We start from the raw sequence: 17,516 nt of genomic DNA, 5'->3' as shown, positions 1-17,516 counted from the left end.
GATGCCCGAGGACAGGGAGTCGGATCCCAAGCGCGCGGCGCCGGGGGGGGCGCCCCGCTATGAAGCGGGACGGAAGTTCGCTTGGTGGGGGACGCTGCTCCTCCCGTTCCTCCTCGTCCTGCTTCCCCTTTACCGTGCTTTGCGCGAAGAAGTGGACCTCAAGGCCGCCCTCGCGACCGTGCTCCTCTTCGAGGTCGTGGTCTTCCCGGCCGAGGCCTTCTCGGTCTGGCGCGGGCACTGGGTCTACAACGAGGCGCGCATCTGGGGACCGCGCCTGTTCGGGGTCCCCGTCGAGGAGCCCCTCCTTTATTACGTCTTCCCCGCGCTCATCGTCATAACCGCCTTCCACGCCATCCGTGCGGCGCTCGCGCGCAGGGAGGGGCGATGAGGCTGCCGCTCTACTTTTTGAGCACTCTCCTCTACTTCTGGCTCCCGGCCGCGGCGCTGGCCTGGAAGGTCTACCCGGGGCTCGACCGCCTCTCGCGCCGGGCCTTCTGGCTCACGCTCGCCGTCTTCGTGCCGCTGACCGCCGCGATGGAGTTCGTCTGCCTCCGCCTGGACGTCTGGACCTTCTCCGAGGCGAAGGACCCGCTGCTCGGCCTGCGGATCTTCGGCGCCCCCGTCGAGGAGTTCCTCTTCTGGTTCGGGGCCCAGCCCTTCGTGCTCTTCTCCTACCTCGCTTTCCGCCGCCGCTTCGGGAGGGCCCTGTGAAGCTTCTCCTTTGGGAGGCCTGGTCCTATCTCCAGGTGCCGCTCTTCTGGTGGCTCTTCCGGCGCTACGCGAAGCGCGAGGTCCTCGGCGACATCGTCGCGGGGACGCTCTTCGGGCTCTTCTTCGAGTGCGCGACGGAGCCGCTCTGGGATTACCACTTCCATCTGACCTTCTTCAAAGACATCCCGGTCTCGGTGCCGCTGGGCTGGGGCGTCATGTACGCGCAGGTCTGCTGGCTCTCAGAGCTCATGTACCGGCGGGTCCTGAAGGCGCCGGGCATCCGTTCCGGGGACAAGCGGGTGTTCCTTTTCGACGTGCTCGCAGGGCTCCTCATCGGCTTCCCGCTCGAGACGATCGGCTACCGGGCAGGCATCTGGGAGTACCGCGCCCTGGACTGGTCCGCGGGGACGGTGCCCTTCTTCGGGATGCCCTGGGAGCTTCTTTTCGGCTACGCGTTGACCATGATGGTGGCGCCGAGCTTCGTGCGGCAGTGGCAGGGAGCCTTCGAGGCGGAGAGATGATCTTCGGAGAGTCCTCCTCCGATACGCGGGGCAATGAGCCCATCTTCGTCGAACGACGCCAGATATTCTTCACGGCCTGCGTCGCGCTTCTGGGCGCAGCGACCGGCCTCCTGCCGGGAAGCCCTTTCCCCATCGGATTCTGCATCGCCACGTTCTCCTCCGCGCTCATGCACGTCGCGCTTTTCCTCTTCTTCCCCCGGCTGAAGCGTTCTCATTTCATCGCCGCGAACTGCGCGAACATCCTCATCACGGCCGCCGTCATCCACTATACCGGAGGAGTCACCTCTCCGTTCGTCATCTGCCTGCTCACCATCCTCATCTCGGGCGCCGGCTACGAGATCCTGCCGCGCTACACCATCCCCGGCATCATGTGCGTCTACGCCTCCGTGGTCGGTCTGGAATTCACGGGGCTGCTCCCGCCGGTCGCGTTCACGGCGCAGGGACTCTACGCGAATCCTCTCCTGCTCACGCTCGTCGGCCTCGCCACGCTGGCGTTCTTCTTCATCTCGGGAACGATCTATGAGACGACCGTCCAGCGCCTGCGCGAGCAGGTCCGCCGCGACAGCGCGCGGGCGCAGGAGACGCTCCTGCAGATGTCGCGCATGGAGGCGCACTCCCAGCTCGGGGTCACGGTTTCCAAGATCGCTCACGACATCCGCGGCCCGCTCGGGGCGGTGCGCGGTTTCCTCGAGACCCTCGAGGCCGACGGGCGTCTGCAGGGCGACGACAAGGAGGACGGCGCGCTCATGCGCTCGGAGCTCGGTCGGGTCAACGCCCTCATCGACCGCATGGTCCGCTACGTGAAGCCCGGCGCCGGCGTCCATGAGCCGCTTGACCTCGGCCTCTTGCTTGACGACGTTCTCGGCGTGGCCCGCTTCTATCCCGGCGCCTGGCTCATCCGCTTGGAGATGGAGCTTCCTGCGTCGGGCGCCTGCATCGTCCGGGGCGACAAGGGACAGTTCCAGCAGGCCTTCTTCAACCTCGTCAAGAACGCGGTGGAGGCCCTGCGCGAGCGCAAGGGCGGGATCATCCGCGTCCGGCTCACTCCCGAGGAGGGGACGGCGGCCTTCCGCATCGCCGACGACGGCCCCGGCTTCCCGCCCCAGGCGCTCGTGCGGCTCGGGAAGGAACAGTTCACGGCCCGGGCCGAGGGCGGAGGGCTCGGCCTCCTCATCGTGCGCGAGATCATCGAGGCCCACGGCGGGACGGTCATTTTCTCCAATCGTCCCGAGGGAGGAGCCGAGGTCTGCGTGCGCCTGCCGTCCGTCGTCCCGGGCGTCGCGCAGAGGCCGGGCGCATGAGGGGCTCCCTTGTCATCGCGCTCGCCGTCCTGCTTCTGGCGCCCGCGTCCGCTCGCGCCTCCGGTTATGAGTTCGAGGGCATCGGCACCCGGCACGTTTCCCGGGCCGGCGCCGCGACGGCCGACGCGAAGGACTGGAGCGCCGTCTACTGGAACCCCGCCGGGCTCGCGAGCGCGCCCCGCTCCGTCGGCGTGCAGGTTTTCGGCGGGTGGGCCTTCCCTCGCGACTCGGATTCGCTCTCGTCGCTCTCCTCCCTGGGCCTGGCCTACGGGAAGGACACCCTTCCCGCTACCTTCGTCCTCGGCGCCGCGGGCGCCGTCGTGCCGGTAGGCGAAAGCGCCGCGCTCGGCCTCGGCGTCTATACCCCGCTGCTCCAGGGGCTCGACTTCCAGGAGACCTCGACCTCCGGCGCGCGCACGCGCTTCAAGGGCTCGGCGACAGTGTTGACGACCAATGTCTCCCTGGGCGTGCGACTCACCGAGAGTCTGCTGGCCGGCTTCGGTCTGGATTTCCTTTACGGCCGCATCGAGAATATGACCGAGATCCGGGACATGCCGACTGCCGCGCTCGGAGGCGCCCTCACCGACCTCGACGGCGGCTACGCGGGCAGCGGCTACGGGCTCGAGAGCGTGCTCGGCCTGCTCTGGACCCCGCATCCCCGCCTCACGCTGGGGCTGACGGCCCGCAGCGGGGCCGAGGTCATCATCCGCGGCGAAGCGCATTCGTTCTGGAGAAGCACCGCGTTCGGCACTCTCGGAGACGAGCACAGCCGCTTCCGCTATCCCGTGCATCATCCGCCCACCCTCGACACCGGCCTCGCCTGGCGCGCCTCCGACGCCTGGACCCTGACCTTCGACGTGCACCAGACCTTCTGGCGCTGCTTCACGAGCGCGATGACCTTCGACACGGCGGGGACGTTGCTCGCCAATACCACGAACAGCTATCATTGGCGGGACACTTGGAAGGCGCGCTTGGGCTCGTCCTGGCGAACCGGGCCGAAAACGGAGCTGCTCGCGGGCTATTCCTACGACCGCTTCGCCGTGGACGCCGCGTCCGTGGACTTCGCGACGGCGGTGGACGTCCCTATGCACCGGGCCTCCGTCGGCTGGGGCCAGCGCTGGACCGATAGCTTCTCGACCCTGCTCGGAGCCATCGGGGGCTACGGCGAGCGCAAGGTCGGGCCCAAGCGGTACGCACTCTCGGGCGTGCAGCTCATGGCTGAGTCGCAGTTGAAGTTCTAGGCGGGAGCGGAAGGGAGGGCGGATGCGGACGGTCCGGCGTTTCCTCATCGTCGACGACGCGGAGGCGGTGGTGCGCCTCCTCGTGCGCTACCTCGTCAAGGCCGGACACGAGGCCAAAGGCGCCGCGAGCGCCGAGGACGCGCTCGAACTCCTCGCGCGCGAGTCGTTCGACCTCATCTTCCTCGACGACGGCCTGCCCAAGATGATGGGGCTGACCGCCATTCCCGAGATCCAGAAGCTCTCCCGTGCGCCTATCGTGATGATCACCGGCCTCGACAGCGAGGACATGCGCAAGGACGCCGCGCTGCTCGGCGCGCACTGCGTCCTCCTCAAACCCATCGAATTCGAAGCGCTCGCCGCGCGGGTCCGGGAGCTCCTGGGTCCAGACGCTATTTGAGTTTCTTTTCCTTAACTCCTCCTCCTGCGGGAGGAGGAAAGGAGGAGGGGGCTCCCGCAGCTCGTTAAGTGCCTGGCACTTGATTCTGGCACTTGACTGATCGAACGACGACTGCTCGGCGGCGCCGAGCGCCTGATAACGTCACTCGACCATCTTCTTCAGCAGGACCTGGGCCTTCTCGTTGGAGGGGTCCTTGACGAGGACCTTCTGCAGGTGGGCGGCCGCCTCCTTGAGGCGGCCGGTCTCGTAAAGGGTCTTGCCGAGGTTCAGGTGCGCGTCGACCTGGCCGTCGTCGACGGCGAGCGAGCGCTCCCACCAGGAGATGGCCTCCTCGCGCTTCCCCACGGTATACGCGATGTTCCCGAGGTTGTTGAGCGGGCCCGGCCGTCCGGGCAGGTGGAGCGCGGCCTGCTCGTAGAGCGGCACCGCGCGCTCCCAGCGGCGCGCTTTCGCGTAGAGCCAGGCCAGGTGCTCGGCGAGGTCGCCGTTGGCGGGCTCGGCGCGCAGACGGACCTCGAGCTCGTCGAGCGCCGCGCGCAGCTCCGGAGTCTGCTCGACGTGGAAGCCGGGCTCGCGCGCGAGCCGCCGGTTGGCGAGCGCGGGCGCCGCGGCGAGCCAAGCCCACGACGCCGTAGCGAGCGCGAGGATCGCCGCGCCCGCGAAGCGCCCGGGGAAGGTCGGCAGGGGCTCCCGGCGGCCCGCGGCCGAGGCGGCGCCGCCGAGCAGGGCGAAGAGGAGGAAGGCGGAGACGCCGAAGCGGAGGTCGGGTGAGAAGACCGCCTGGCCGAACAGGGCCGCCGCGCCGAGCAGAGCGCCGAGGGCCCAGCGGGGGACGGGCGGCGCTCCGGCGGCGGGCGCCAGCCGGCGCAGCGCGGCCGCGGGCACGGCGAGGAAGAGCAGGAGACCGACGAGGCCCGTCTCGCAGAGGGTCTGAAGATACTCGTTATGAGCGAAGTTGACGATGACCTTCTGCTCCGGCCAGAGCGCGCGCAGGGCTTCCGACGCGTAGGCGGGGAACTCGACATGGAAGCGGCCCAGCCCGCAGCCGATGAGCGGGTGGGCCCGCCACAGGGCGAGCGCGTCGCGCCAGATGAGGCCGTGCGTCCACTCGCGGCCGCGGAAGAGCCACAGCGCCAGGGCGGCGAAGAGCGCGGCGCTCGACAGCGTCACGATGCGCGCGCGTCCCCTGAGGATCATGATGCCGAAGAGGGCGCCGGCGAACACGAGGCCGGCGAAGGCCGCGCGGGACTGGGCCGCCCAGAGGGCTCCGGCGCAGAGCAGGGCCGAGACCCCGGCCGCGGTGCGGCGGGCGAGGGTCTCCTCGTCGAGCGCGAGGGCCAGCGCGGAGGGCAGGGAGGCGGCGAGGAAGGCGGCGAGGAAGATGGGGTTGCCGAAGGTGGCGATGGGGCGCTCGAGGCGCGGGACCTGGAGGATCCCGATCCCTCCGAAGGGCTGGAGGAGCGCGTAGGCCGCCAGGAGTCCCGCGGCTCCGGCCAGAACCCGCGGAGCCGTCCTGGGTTCGCGCAGGAGCGGCCAGGTCTGGGCGGCGGCGAAGAAGGCGGCGGCCGAGAAGAGGATGCGGACCAGTTCGGGACGAGAGACGCCGCGCTCGGGGGAGAGCGCATAGAAGAGGAGCCCGCCCGCGGCGTAGAGCGCGACGGGGAGGTCGAGCGGGGTGCGCGTCCACTCGGCGCGCGTGCGGCGGAGCCAGGAGAGGGCGAGGGTCAGGAGCGCGGACGCGGTCCCGGCCTCGAGGGCGAGGAGCTTCCAGCGCAGGATCTTCTGGTCGGGGACGAAGGCGAGGGCGGCGAAGAGCGCCGCCCAGAGTAGAGCCGCAAGCGCTCCGCCCTCCTCCGTCGACGGCGAAGGGGACGGCGGAGCGCTCGCCTTAACGGGTCTTCGCTTGGACATTCTTCAGCACGCGCGCGACGATGCGGCTCTGGCGGGCGAACATGCGCTTCTTGTCCGCCGGGCGCAGATCGTCGTAGCCGGCGAGGTGCAGGGTCCCGTGGGCGACGAGGGTGAGGAGCTCCTCGAGGGGACCGTGCCCGAGCTCCGCGCCCTGGCGGCGCGCGGCGTCCGAGCCGACGTAGACGTCCCCGAAGGGGAGCGTCTCCCCGTGCGGAACGCCCTTCTGGGGCGGATAGAGGAAGGCGATGACGTCGGTCGTGCGGTTCCTTCCCAGGTGCGCCCGGTTGAGCCTCCGCATCTCGGCGTCGGGACAGAACACGACGCAGAGCTCCCCGCGGCGCCGCGCCAGGGGCCCGAGACCCGCGCGTGCGGCGGCGAGCAGGAGGCGGCGCATGGAGGGGCTTCGGGGGACGCGGCCGAAGAGGAGGATGTTCATTTCTTCTTCTCCCAATGATCGAACGCGCGGATGATCTTCTTGACGAGCGGATGACGCACGACGTCCTCTTCCAGGAAGTGCGTGAAGCTCACTCCTTCCACGCCGCGTAGGATGCCCTCGATGAGGACGAGGCCGGAGCGGCCGGTGACGAGGTCCACCTGCGTGACGTCGCCCGTCACGACGACGCGCGAGCCGGTGCCCATGCGGGTGAGGAACATCTTCATCTGCTCGACCGTCGTGTTCTGGGCCTCGTCGAGGATGATGAAGGCGTTCTCGAGCGTGCGCCCGCGCATGTAGGCGAGCGGGACGATCTCGATGATCTCGTCGCCGCGCCAGAGTCGGAACTTGTCGGGTCCGATGATCCCGTAGAAGGCGTCGTAGAGCGGCTTGAGGTAGGGGTGCACCTTCTCGTAGAGGTCTCCGGGCAGGAAGCCGAGCTTCTCGCCGGCCTCGACGACGGGGCGCGTGAGGACGATCCGCGAGACCTCCCGCGACTTGAGGGCGCGGACCGCGGCGGCCACGGCGAGATAGGTCTTCCCGGTCCCCGCGGGCCCGATGCCGAAGGCGAGGTCGCCGGAGAGGATGGCGTCGCAGTAGTCCTTCTGCCGGGGGGACTTGGGGCGGATGACCTTGCCGTACGCGGTCACGAGCACCGCGTCCGCGGGCACGGCTTCTCCCGCGGGGGCCGGGAGCGCGGGGAGCGGCTCCTCCTCGAGCGACTGTCCGCGCCGCACGCGCTCGAGGCGCTCCAGCAAGCGCTTGTGCGCCTTCTGGACCCGCCCGGCGACGCCGCGCAGGGTCACCTGCAGGCCGTGAGACTCGGCGTCGTGGCGGACGTAGATCTCGACGTCGTACTCCTTCTCGAGGCGGCGCAGGTGCGCGTCCTGCTCTCCGAGGAGCAGCACGGCCTCCTTCTCTCCTTCCAGGCGGATCTTCTTCGTGATCATAGGGGCTCCTTCATCAGGGCGCTGCGGGAGAGTCCGAGTTCGGCGGCGAGGGCGTCTCCCGAAGGTCCGACGCCCTGGAGTCCTTCGAGGGCCCGGGCCTGCAGCGCGCGCAGCGGCAGGGAGAGTCCGGCCTCTCCGGCGGCGCGCAGCAGGCCCAGCAGGGCGTCCGCGCGCGGGACGGAGGGCTCCCGCGAGAGGTCTTCGGCGGCCCGCAGCACGAGCGCGCGGGCATGGGCGGCGTCGGGGAGCGCGTCGGCGCCGACACCGCAGCGCGCCGCCTCCGCGGCGGCGCGCAGGAGCTCCAGGGGGTCTCCTCCGCCGAGGGAGGCGCGCAGGGCGGCCGTCCAGGCGCCGAGCGCGCGCCCGCGTCCGCCCGCCGGGGGAGAGAGCTCCAGCACGGCTCGCCGGCGCTCGCCGGAGAGGAGGGCGTCGATGCCGAGACGGCCGGGGCCGAAGACGTTGGAGGCGAGGGCCTCATAGTCGGAGCCGTCGGCTTCCAGGAAGGCGTTCGCGAGCGCGGCCGCGGCTTCCGCGTCGCGCGGAGCGAAGCCCTCGCGCAGGCGCACGTCGAGCGCGAGCCGGCCGGCGTGCGTCACGGCGGCGAAGCAGCGCGTGTTCTCGCGCAGGCGGCGGTCGCGCAGGCGCAGGCGCAGCACCGAGACCGAGCGGAGCTCTCCGCGCCGTCCCTCCGCCGTGCGCCGGAGCAGGACCTCCGTCTCGAGGTCGTAGACGGAGCTCTCCGGGAGGGCGCGGGGGAAGCCGAGGGCGCCCGTGAGGTGCTCGAGCGTCGCGGCGTGCGCGGCCCAGCGCCGGGGGCCCTCCGACTGCTCGCGGAACTCGCGCTCGAAGGTCCCGGCGGGGCCGCCGCGCTCGGCGCTTCCGGGGAGGGCGCGCAGGGCGGCCGCGAGCCGCGTGCGCGGGCCCTCGTCGCCGGTCTCGCGCTCGGAGAGGAGAGCGGCGCGCGCGGCGCAGCGCAGGGCCCTGAGGGCCGGCCCCTCCGCCGGAGTCGGCGACTCCCAGGTCCAGAAGGAGAAGGCCTCCAGGCGCATGCGCCAGGCCTCGAGCAGGCGCAGCGCGCGACGCGCCTCCTCCGGGGAGGCGTGCGCGCGGGTATGGGCGTCGAGGTGGCGCTGTACGGCGCGGGCGTCCGGCGCCGGACCCTCGTCGAGCCAGGCGGCGCGTGCCGCCGCCGGGTCGGCGAAGAGCGCTGCGGAGGACGGAGCCAGGGCGCGGTCGAGGTCGGAGGCGAACGCCGCGAGCGCCTCGCGCAGGGCCGGCCGCCAGGAGAGGGACCGGCGGGAATGGGGCGCGAGCGCCCCCGGGCAGGGGCAGACGCCCGGTCCGCCCCAGCGCGCGAGGCCGTGCGCGCAGGCGGAGGCGCCGGGCAGGCGCAGAGCGGCCTCCTCGGGAGGAGGGAAGAGGTCGAGGGCCCGCGAGGGCGAGGCGAAGGCGAAGGCGGTCTCCCGCGCGAGCAGGTCGAGGGCCTCCGCGAGCGCCCGTTCTCCTCCCCGGTCGCCGGAGAACGCCTCGGCCGGGGCGGCGACGAGCATCGTCTCGGAGGCGTCGTTGACCCGGAAGCCGTCGACGAGCCGGCGCGCGAGGGCGCGGGCCCCGCCGGCCGCCAGGCGTCCGGAGGCGGCCGACGCGGAGAGCCGCGCGTCGCGGAAGAGGACGGTCAGGGTCTTCCCGCCCCCGCTCCAGCGGTAGGGACGGCGCGGCTCGAAGCGGGCTCCGTCGACGAGCTGCCAGGCCCGGCCGCCGATGGGGCGGACCTTCTCGAGAAGCGAGGGGTCGAGGAGGGCGAAGCGCAGGCCCGTTTCCGCGAGAAGCTCGAGGGTTCCCGCGTCCGCGGCTCCTTCCGGGAGCCAGCAGGCTTCGGGCTCCCGCCGGAAGCGGCGCCGGAAGTCGGCGAGTCCCCAGGCGAGCGCGGCGCGGCGCTCCTCCGGCGAGGCGAGCGGGAGGATCAAGGAGGGGTGCGGACAGGCGAGGGCCCCTCCGCGGCCGCGCCGGCGCGCCGAACGGTCGGCCGCGAGGACGAGGGCGTAGGCGCGGGGCTGCTCGCGCTCGAGCCAGGCGAGCAGGGAGGGGGCGAAGCTGAAGGAGACCCGCTCGAGGACGTTCGCGCTCGCGCGGGGCCGTCCGTCCTCGTCGCGCAGGGAGGCCTCGAGCAGGGGGCCGACGACGGTGTGATAGAAGCGCTCGTGGGCGTCCCGGAACGGGAGCGCGGAGGGATCCGCGTCGACGCGCTCGAGCCAGGGGTCGTCGCAGGGGGGGAGGTCGAAGTGCAGATGCAGCGCGACCAGCTTGTTCTTCACTCGTGAAATCCTACCGGATTTCCCGGCTATTCGTGATCGTAGTCGCTCGGGTAGTCGTTGCCGGACTCGACGATGTCGGCGTTCCCGCTCTCGGGGCCCCCGGAGGAGGCCTCGGGCTCGGCGTCCTCGTCCGGGCGCCGCTCGGCCCGGGGGGCCGCGCGGCGGCTCCTCGGCTTCGTCGGCGCCGGCTCATAGGCCTTCGCGTCCCCGATCTTGGAGGGGTCGAGGATGAGGAAGCGCTGGCGGTCGGACGCCCCGCCGGTGATCTCGGTCGCTTCGTACGTGGTGATCCCGGTCGATACGCGCACGGGAAGGAAGAGTTCGTCGCCGAAGCGGATGAGCGCTCCGGTGGGCACGCGCAGCGCGTCGGCACGCTCCTGGGTGACGATCTCTCCCTCCCAGCTCGTCCCCGGCTCGAGCGCGTAGCCGTACTCGAGGAGCGCCGTGACGCTTCCGCCGGGGGCCACCTTCTGCCCCGCGACGTCGAAGCGGACGTCCTCGACGCGCGCCTGGAGGCGGCGCGAGGGACGGCGAGGGTCCCAGAAATCGATGAGCTGCCCCTTGCGCACGAAGGCCATGTCGCCGGGCCGGACGTGTCCGAGAAGGCGCAGCTTGCGGGCGGCCTCGACGAGCGCGGTCCCGGAGGGGACGACGGTCTTCGGCCGCGCGAAGACGCGGGTGACGTAGCAGCGGACGGGGCAGTTCACGGCGTTGGGGCGGTAGGTCTTTCCCCAGCGGTCCTGCATGATCTGCTCCGAGATGGAGCCCTGGCTGTCCTTCATCGCCGCCATCTCGCGGGAGAGCATGCGGGCGAGGTCGGTCTTCGGCTCGACCCAGGTCCCGGAAGAGACGAGGATCTCCTCGACGCGGCCGTCGATGGGCGCATTCAGGCGCAGGAGCTCCTCGGCGGAGACCGTGCCCCGTACGCGTACCACGGCGCGCAGGGGGCCGCGGCGCAGCTCGCCGACCTGCTGGGCGGCGGCCGGCGCGGCGAGGACCGTCCAGAGGACGAGGAGCGTCAGTGCTTCGCGCAAGCCTTCTCCTTTCTCGCCGCGAACTTGGCGTTCTCGCCCTTCCAGAGGTTCTGAAGGAAGGCCTCGTAGGTCCAGGGCATGAGCTGCTCGAAGAAGGCCGCGAGGGCCTCCGCGTAGGCCTGGATCTCGATCTGCGCGTGCGCGTCGGCGCGCAGCGAGAGGTAGTTGATGAGGCTGCGGGCGTTGACGGTCCAGAAGAACTCGGTGTAGAGGGCGACGGGCAGGGCCATGCGGGCCATCTCCCGGGCGACCCCGGCGTCGATGAGGTCCTTGTAGGCGCGGTAGGACTGCTCGAGGGACTCTCGGTACGTGCGCGTGAGGGCGGCGTCGTCGAGGTCGGCGGCCACGGAGCCCTGCCGGTTCTTCCGGTCCTGCGCGCGCCAGCGCTCGGGGACGTAGAACTCCTCGGAGGTCTCGGTGTAGCGGAAGCTGATCTCGTTGTAGGAGGACCAGCGGTGGCGGAACCACTGCCGGGCCACGAAGATGGGGCACTTGACGTGGAACTTGAAGACCGCGTGCTCGAAGGGGGTGAGGTGCTGATGCTTGAGGAGGTAGGTGATGAGTTCGCGGTCCTTCGCCTCGCCCTTGGTCGTGCCCGCGTAGGATACGCGCGCGGCGCGGACCACGCCTTCGTCGCTGGCCATCGCCTCGACGAGCCGGACGAAGCCCTTGTCGAGCGCCTTGATCTCTTTCATCCCTTTCTCCTTGGCACGGGATGCTCCGCATCCCGTGGGGGTATTCTAGAAACTTTTGACCGGCCTCAGTGGAGGATGAGGCGCTTGCGCTCCGCGCCCTCCGGCGCCTGCCCGTCGTCGCGGAACTTGACCATGTCCGGCAGCTTGAAGCCCTCGGAGACGCGCTTGCGCGCCCAGGCGGTGAGCTCCCGGGAGGGCAGCAGGGGCTTGCCCTCGAAGCGGCAGAAGCTCCCCTCCAGCGCGCGGCGCAGGCCCCGCTCGGAGCCGTCGGCCTCGAGCTTCACCTGCACGACGAGGACCTTGGCGCTGCGGCTCAGCGCGCGGACGGTCTCGCGCAGCTCCTGCATGGGGTCCCCGTCGCGCCGCATGCGGGGAGCGCCCTTGGAGAGGTCGGGCGGCGCGTCCGACGAGGATTGGGGCGCGCTTTCGAGCACGACCGTCTTCACCTCGCGGTACTTGCCCGTCGTCCGGACGCGGCGCGCGTGGCGCTCGACGACCGCCCGTACGGCCGAGCGGGCCGCGAGGTCGGCGGGGCCGTCGGCGACGAGGACCACCGCCTCCCGCTCCGGCTCCCGGCCGAGGCCGCGGACGCGCTCGAGGATGGCGTCGGAGACGGCTTCGTCGGTCTCGAGCGCGCTCGTCATCGCGAGCGCGACCCCCTTCGGGGGCACCGCGCGCTTGACCTTGGACTGGGAGAGGTGGGCGTGGCGCTCGTTGACGAAGGTCTGCGAAGGGAACTTCTGGATGCCGAGCAGGTAGCGGGTCTGCTGGAGCTCCGGGTCCTCGGAGCGGAGGTAGAAGGGGACGACGACGATGTGCTTGACGCGCGCGGCGATCAGGGCGGAGATGGCCCTCTGGAGGTCGCGGCCGTTGGGCGCGCCGACGGCCTCCTGGAGGGGGACATCGGTGCCGAGGTCCTTTCGGAGGTCGGCGACGGTGGAAGCGAAGCCCGGACCGCTCGAAGACCCGACCAGGAGGACGCCGAGGGTCTTGGAGCCGAAGCGCGTCTGCGCGGACGCTCCGGAGGCCGCCAGCAGCAGGACCGTCGCCAGGATCAGCCTCATCGGTGCGCTCCCGCCCCCTTGCCGTCTCCCTTGAAGACTCGCTGGAACCACCCCGAGATGCCGCCGGAGTGCAGGGGGCACTCGCTCCGGGGCTCGGTCCCGGGCAGGAAGAACTCCGTGCGCCGGGAGGGACAGCCTGATTTTACACGTAGTCCGCTCTCCGGGTCCACCTCGACGGCGCTCAGGCCCTCCGGGCGCGGCCAGGCCTCGTGCAGGGCGCCGGTCGAGGCCGCGGCCATGAACTCCGCCCAGACCGGCAGGGCGTCCCGGGCGCCGACGAGGCCGAGCCCGGTGGGGAGGTCGGAGCCGGTCCAGACCCCGGCGCTGAGGCGCGGGAGGCTCCCGACGAACCAGGCATCCTTGCCGTCGTTGGTCGTGCCGGTCTTCCCGGCCGCGGAGTCGGCCAGGTCCCAGCGGCGCAGCTCCTTCGCCGTCCCCGTGCGGACGACCTCGCGCAGGAGGTCGGTCATGAGCCACGCCTCTTCGGGGGTCAGGACGGGCTCCTCGGCGCGGGCGTGGTATTCGAGCATCTCCCCGTCCGGGTCCATCGCGGACTCGACCGCGTAGGGCTCGACGCGGAAGCCGCCGTTGGCGAACGCGCAGTAGGCGGAGGAGAGCTCGAGGAGCGTGACTTCGGAGGCGCCCAGGGCCGTGCCGAGCTCCGGGCGCAGGGGGCTGCGGATGCCGAGGCGCCTCGCCGTGTCGGCGAGGCGCGCGACGCCGACCTTCTCGGCGAGATCGAGGGTCGCGAGGTTGAGGGACTGCGCGAGCGCGGTCCGCACCGGGACGCGGCCGAGATAGCGGTCCTCGTGGTTGCGCGGGCTCCAGTCCCCCGTCGGGGTCCGGAAGCGGCGGGGGGCGTCGAGGAGGACGGACGCCGCCGTCCAGCGCGGAGGCCCGGAGGAGTCCTCGCCGGTCAGCGCCGCCGCGTAGACGAAGGGCTTGAAGGCGGAGCCCGGCTGGCGGCGGGCGAGCGTCGCCCGGTCGTAGGGTTCGCGGGAGAAGTCACGCCCGCCGACGAGCGCGCGCACGGCCCCGCTCCGGGGGTCGAGGGCGACGAGGGCGGCGGGGTGCTTCGCTCCGCGGACCGCGCGCACGGCAAGGGCCTGCAGGCGGGTGTCGAGCGTCGTGTAGACGCTCAGTCCGCGCGAGAGCAGGGCGGCGTCCCCGTAGCGCCGTTCGAGCTGGCGCTGGACGAAGGCCACGAAGTAGTCGGAGGCGCGGGGGGCCGGCCGCGGCGGCGCGGCGGCGCTGACGGGCTCGGCGTCGGCGGACTTCTCCTGGACGGCGTCGATGAAGCCCTCCCGGCGCATGGCTGCGAGCACGACGCGCCGGCGGGCGGCGGCGGCCTGCGGGTTGCGGAAAGGGTCGTAGTTGTAGGGGGAGCGCAGCAGTCCCGCGAGCAGGGCCGCCTCGCCGAGGCTGAGGCGGGCGGGGGCCTTGTCGAAGAAGTGGCGGGCGGCGGCCTTCAGCCCGAGCAGGCTCACCGGGCCGTCCTGGCCGAAGTAGACGGTGTCGAGGTACATGCGCAGGACCTCGGTCTTCGGGAAGCGCGCGTCCAGGTAGAGCGCGATGAAGACCTCCTGGAGCTTCCGGCGCAGGGTCCGGCGCGGGGAAAGGAAGAGGCTGCGGGCGAGCTGCTGGGTCAGCGTGCTCGCGCCCTCCGCATAGCGGCCCTCGCGGGCGTTCTTGAACGCGGCGCGGGCCATCGCGCGGGGATCGACTCCGTGGTGGCGGAAGAAGCGCCGGTCCTCGACGGCGACGACCGCGTCCGCCATCGTCCTGGGGACCTCGACGGCCTCCAGCCGCTCGCGCCGGACGCGGCGCTCGCCGGAGAGCTCGAAGAGGAGTTCGGGTTCCAGCCAGGCCTCCAGGACCGGCACCCGCGGCGCGGTCCCGGCCCCCATGAGGGAGACCGACTGGACGCGGCCCCCGACGACCTCGATCGAGAGCTCGGAAGGCTCCTCGCGCTGCGTGGGCGCGGCGAAGCCGCGGGTGTGGAGCTCGAAGCGGGAGACGGGCCTTCGGTCGGCTCCGATCCGTCCGGGAAGGACGGGGCCCGCCGAGGGCGCCGGGAGGTCCGCGCGCGAGAACTCTCCGGGCCGCGCGGGGCGTTCGGCGCGCACGTAGCGCAGGCGCAGCAGGCGCGCCTCCAGATCCTCGGCCGTGAGGGATTCCCCGGCGCGCAGGCGCGCGGGGGCCGAATAGACGCGGGTGGGGTAGGCGCCGGTGACGTCGCCGCTCAACAGCGGCCCGATGCTGCGTTCGGCCAGGAGCAGGCCGAGCAGGACGAAGAGGACGAAAAGCACGACGGCGGCCTTCCAGAGGCCGCCGTCGTGCTTTCCTTTCCTGCGGCTCGGCACTACTTAGGGAAGGACCAGAGGGTGGTCTTGCCGTTGGCTCCGACCACCGCGGCGAGCAGCTCTTTGCGGCCGTCCGGGGCGACGCGCGTGGCGAGGCCCGGGGCGTAGCCGGGCAGCTGGATCTTCCAGTCCGGCTCCACGTTCGCGCCGGTCCAGCGCAGGAAGAGGAGCTCCGCGGCGTTGTAGGAGCCGAAGGCGTCCGAGAGCGCGCCGAAGCGCGGAACGTTGCGCAGGGTGTAGAGGCCGGCGAAGCCCTCCGTCCCGCCGGGGGCGACGAGGAGGCGCGGGTGGAACTGGAAATTGCTCTCGCGCCGGCGCACGCGGTTGGCGGTCTGCCCGTAGGTCTCGGGCGTGAACCAGGAGCGCTTGCCGAACTGGAGCCGGATGCGGTTGTTGACGGTGTAGAAGGCCGGGAAGGTCTCGTCGATGGCCTTGGGCGTCGCGAAGCCGTAGAGCCACTCCAGGCGCGGGAGCTTCAGCCCCGGGCCCTGCTGGTAGCGCCCGTTCTCGTAGACGAGGGGCTTGATCGGGCCGTACGGGAAGGCCGCGTCCTTGAGCAGCCCCTGGCTGGCCAAGTGCGCCGTCCCGGTCTCATCCTCGTAGGAGCGGACCATCCACTCGAGCGTCGCGCGCTTGTTCATCGGGCCGGAGGAGCAGTCGAGCACGTAGCTCTCGACGCGGTCGAAGAAGCGGTTGTTCAGGGTGAGGAAGACCTCGGCCTTGCCGTCCTTGTCGAGGTCCATGGCCTCGACCGAGAGGTTCGTGACGGCGGTCGCCTTGTCCTTGAAGGAGCAGACGGCGTGCCAGTCCTCGAGGGAATACGCGGTCACGGAATCCTTGTCGGCGAGCACGGCCTCGGCCTTGCCGTCGCCGTCGACGTCCGCGGCGGCGACGTCCACGGCCTCGAGGGGGAACTGCGGGCTCTTCCAGAGCGGCGGGCGGACGGCGGCCTGCGGCGCCGCGGCTTGGGCGGGAGCCGGCGCGGCCGGCTGGGCGTTCGGGCGCACGCGCACGGGGTCGCCGGGGGCGGCGGTGCCGCTGCCGAGCTTGCCGAGCGCGTACTTCTCGTGGACCTCGGAGACGAGCCCGAGACCCTTCTCGGTCTCGACGCGTCCCAGGGACGCCCCGCTGACGGGGTGCTTGAGCTCCTCGCCGAGCCCGAGCACGGCGAAGGTGGACCCGGTCTTGACGCCGGAGGCCTCTCCGAGGTCGAGGTAGACGGCGCCGTTCTCGACCTTGACCACGACGCCGTTGAGCGTCGCGGGCGCCTCGGCGCGGGCGCAGACGGGGAGCATGAAAGCGAGGAGGAATATTCTGATCATGGGACGGAGGATACCATAAAAAATGGTAGTTTTCAGGACGGTATGCGCTACCCTCCGAGCGGCCGCGTCGACGACCTTCTCTCGGCCCTGGCCGAGGCCGAAGCGGTGCGGGCGCCGGCGCTCCTGGCCCGGAAATCACCGCTCGCCGCGTTCCTCCGGCCGCCCCTGGTCCTGTGCGGACGCCTGGCCGCGCTCGCGCTGCGCGCGCTGCCGGACGCCCGAGCCGGGGACCTCCAGGACCGCGTCCAGCGCGCCGCCGCGGGCGGGGCGGCCCGGCCCTTCGCGTCGGGCGGGGCGCTCGAGCGCGCCGCGCGCCTGCTCTCCGAGCTTGAAAGCGGCGGGAAGCGCGCAGGGCTTCTTTGCCTGGCCTCCCACCCGCTCGTCGACGAGGAGGGGACCGGCCTCAACGTGGAGCTCATGCGCCAGGGGCTGCTCGCTCTGCGCGCTTTGAGGGGTGCGTCCTTCCGTCCGCGCATGTTGACGGCGCTCGATCCCTTCGCGCTCGACACCTTCTCGACCCCGCGCGAGGGGTTCTACGCGGGCTTCATGGCCGGCGCCCATCTGGGGCTCGACCGTCAGGCGGGTCTGCGCCGCGGCCTGGACGCCTTCCTGATGGACGGGAGCTCCTGGACGAGCGTCGCCTGGCGGCTCTCCAGCGCGCTGCGGGGGGGCGGGGGAATCGTCGTCATGCTCGCCGGGGGGGTGCCGCTCACCGCTCGCGCGCACTACGCGCTGCGCGAGGGGCTTCAGGACCTGCGCCGTCGGCGTCCCGGCGTCCGCTCCCCGCGCGAGGCCGCCGCGGTCCTCGGCGAGGGGACCGATTTCGAGGCTTTCCGCGCGGGTCTGCGGGGGGGCATGCGGCGCAGCGTCTGGCGTGCGATGGAGGCCTGGCTCCTCTCCCGTCAGACCCCTCCCCGGGCCCTCGAGGCGGCAGCGCGCGGGGAGCTCCCGGCGCCGGCCGCCGAAGCGTTCCGGCGCGGCGCGCTCGCGCTCGGCTTCGATGCGGAGGCGGCGGAGCGCGCCCTGGGGGAGGCGCGCTCGGAGTATGCCCGCGAGACGCCTCGGCGCGAGCGCCTCTTCTCCTTCCTCACGCGCCGCGTAGCGTCGCGGGGCGTCCCGCTGCTGCTGCTGCCGCTGCGCCACGGCGGGAAATCCGGGGCGCTCGCGTTCGGGGAGGCGGAGGCGCTCGCTCCCGGCCGCGCGTTCGACGCGCGCGCGTTCGTGAGCCGAAATTTCGATTGACCGGGGACTGAAATGG

General features: G+C 71.9%; 16 protein-coding genes. 7 read left to right on the top strand and 9 right to left on the bottom strand.

Annotated features, from left to right (window positions below; translation table 11 throughout):
* Window position 1: 1 nt before the first annotated feature.
* From WC969_10865 to WC969_10840, 6 genes are read left to right on the top strand one after another with little or no spacing between them, the layout of a single operon-like run.
* On the top strand, window positions 2-388 hold the full coding sequence (locus tag WC969_10865) for a lycopene cyclase domain-containing protein (protein MFA6030345.1): 387 nt from the start codon (window positions 2-4) through the stop codon (window positions 386-388).
* Window positions 385-711 (top strand): lycopene cyclase domain-containing protein, encoded by a 327-nt coding sequence (locus WC969_10860; GenBank protein MFA6030344.1) that lies wholly within the window; start codon window positions 385-387, stop codon window positions 709-711. The genes WC969_10865 and WC969_10860 overlap by 4 nt, the downstream gene beginning before the upstream one ends.
* Complete coding sequence (locus WC969_10855) at window positions 708-1,232, top strand: hypothetical protein (GenBank protein ID MFA6030343.1); 525 nt, start codon at window positions 708-710, stop codon at window positions 1,230-1,232. Before WC969_10860 ends, WC969_10855 begins: the two co-directional genes overlap by 4 nt.
* Window positions 1,229-2,533, top strand: a complete 1,305-nt coding sequence (locus WC969_10850) for a HAMP domain-containing sensor histidine kinase (protein ID MFA6030342.1) — start codon at window positions 1,229-1,231, stop codon at window positions 2,531-2,533. The genes WC969_10855 and WC969_10850 overlap by 4 nt, the downstream gene beginning before the upstream one ends.
* On the top strand, window positions 2,530-3,774 hold the full coding sequence (locus WC969_10845) for an outer membrane protein transport protein (GenBank protein MFA6030341.1): 1,245 nt from the start codon (window positions 2,530-2,532) through the stop codon (window positions 3,772-3,774). Before WC969_10850 ends, WC969_10845 begins: the two co-directional genes overlap by 4 nt.
* Before the next feature lie 22 nt (window positions 3,775-3,796).
* Window positions 3,797-4,171 carry a response regulator gene (locus WC969_10840; protein MFA6030340.1) on the top strand — a complete coding sequence of 125 codons (375 nt, stop codon included), beginning with the start codon at window positions 3,797-3,799 and terminating at the stop codon, window positions 4,169-4,171.
* Window positions 4,172-4,312: 141 nt separating this feature from the next.
* On the opposite strand, the gene WC969_10835 is transcribed toward WC969_10840, so the two are convergent.
* From WC969_10835 to WC969_10795, 9 genes are all read right to left on the bottom strand, one after another.
* Window positions 4,313-6,082 (bottom strand): tetratricopeptide repeat protein, encoded by a 1,770-nt coding sequence (locus WC969_10835; GenBank protein ID MFA6030339.1) that lies wholly within the window; start codon window positions 6,080-6,082, stop codon window positions 4,313-4,315.
* Window positions 6,060-6,518 (bottom strand): rRNA maturation RNase YbeY, encoded by a 459-nt coding sequence (gene ybeY, locus WC969_10830; protein MFA6030338.1) that lies wholly within the window; start codon window positions 6,516-6,518, stop codon window positions 6,060-6,062. Before ybeY ends, WC969_10835 begins: the two co-directional genes overlap by 23 nt.
* The gene (locus WC969_10825; GenBank protein MFA6030337.1) at window positions 6,515-7,465 is read right to left on the bottom strand and encodes a PhoH family protein; all 951 of its coding nucleotides are present in this window, start codon (window positions 7,463-7,465) and stop codon (window positions 6,515-6,517) included. The genes ybeY and WC969_10825 overlap by 4 nt, the downstream gene beginning before the upstream one ends.
* Window positions 7,462-9,780: a DUF3536 domain-containing protein gene (locus tag WC969_10820; protein MFA6030336.1), complete on the bottom strand. Its 2,319-nt coding sequence runs from the start codon at window positions 9,778-9,780 to the stop codon at window positions 7,462-7,464. The genes WC969_10825 and WC969_10820 overlap by 4 nt, the downstream gene beginning before the upstream one ends.
* Before the next feature lie 26 nt (window positions 9,781-9,806).
* On the bottom strand, window positions 9,807-10,814 hold the full coding sequence (locus WC969_10815; protein MFA6030335.1) for an efflux RND transporter periplasmic adaptor subunit: 1,008 nt from the start codon (window positions 10,812-10,814) through the stop codon (window positions 9,807-9,809).
* Complete coding sequence (gene thyX / locus WC969_10810) at window positions 10,799-11,509, bottom strand: FAD-dependent thymidylate synthase (protein MFA6030334.1); 711 nt, start codon at window positions 11,507-11,509, stop codon at window positions 10,799-10,801. Before thyX ends, WC969_10815 begins: the two co-directional genes overlap by 16 nt.
* A gap of 65 nt (window positions 11,510-11,574) precedes the next feature.
* On the bottom strand, window positions 11,575-12,573 hold the full coding sequence (locus WC969_10805; GenBank protein ID MFA6030333.1) for a hypothetical protein: 999 nt from the start codon (window positions 12,571-12,573) through the stop codon (window positions 11,575-11,577).
* Window positions 12,570-14,936 carry a PBP1A family penicillin-binding protein gene (locus WC969_10800; GenBank protein MFA6030332.1) on the bottom strand — a complete coding sequence of 789 codons (2,367 nt, stop codon included), beginning with the start codon at window positions 14,934-14,936 and terminating at the stop codon, window positions 12,570-12,572. The genes WC969_10805 and WC969_10800 overlap by 4 nt, the downstream gene beginning before the upstream one ends.
* A complete protein-coding gene (locus WC969_10795) occupies window positions 14,936-16,258 on the bottom strand; it encodes a hypothetical protein (protein MFA6030331.1) in 1,323 nt (440 codons plus the stop codon). The genes WC969_10800 and WC969_10795 overlap by 1 nt, the downstream gene beginning before the upstream one ends.
* Window positions 16,259-16,300: 42 nt before the next feature.
* Between WC969_10795 and WC969_10790 the strand changes: the two genes are divergently transcribed.
* Window positions 16,301-17,500: a hypothetical protein gene (locus WC969_10790; protein MFA6030330.1), complete on the top strand. Its 1,200-nt coding sequence runs from the start codon at window positions 16,301-16,303 to the stop codon at window positions 17,498-17,500.
* The last annotated feature ends 16 nt before the right edge of the window (window positions 17,501-17,516 follow it).

Source organism: Elusimicrobiota bacterium (assembly GCA_041660925.1).
Taxonomy (GTDB): Bacteria; Elusimicrobiota; Elusimicrobia; order UBA1565; family UBA1565; genus JBAZUV01.
The sequence above is the reverse complement of the archived record's forward strand: the minus strand, read 5'-3'. Positions and strand labels throughout refer to the sequence as shown.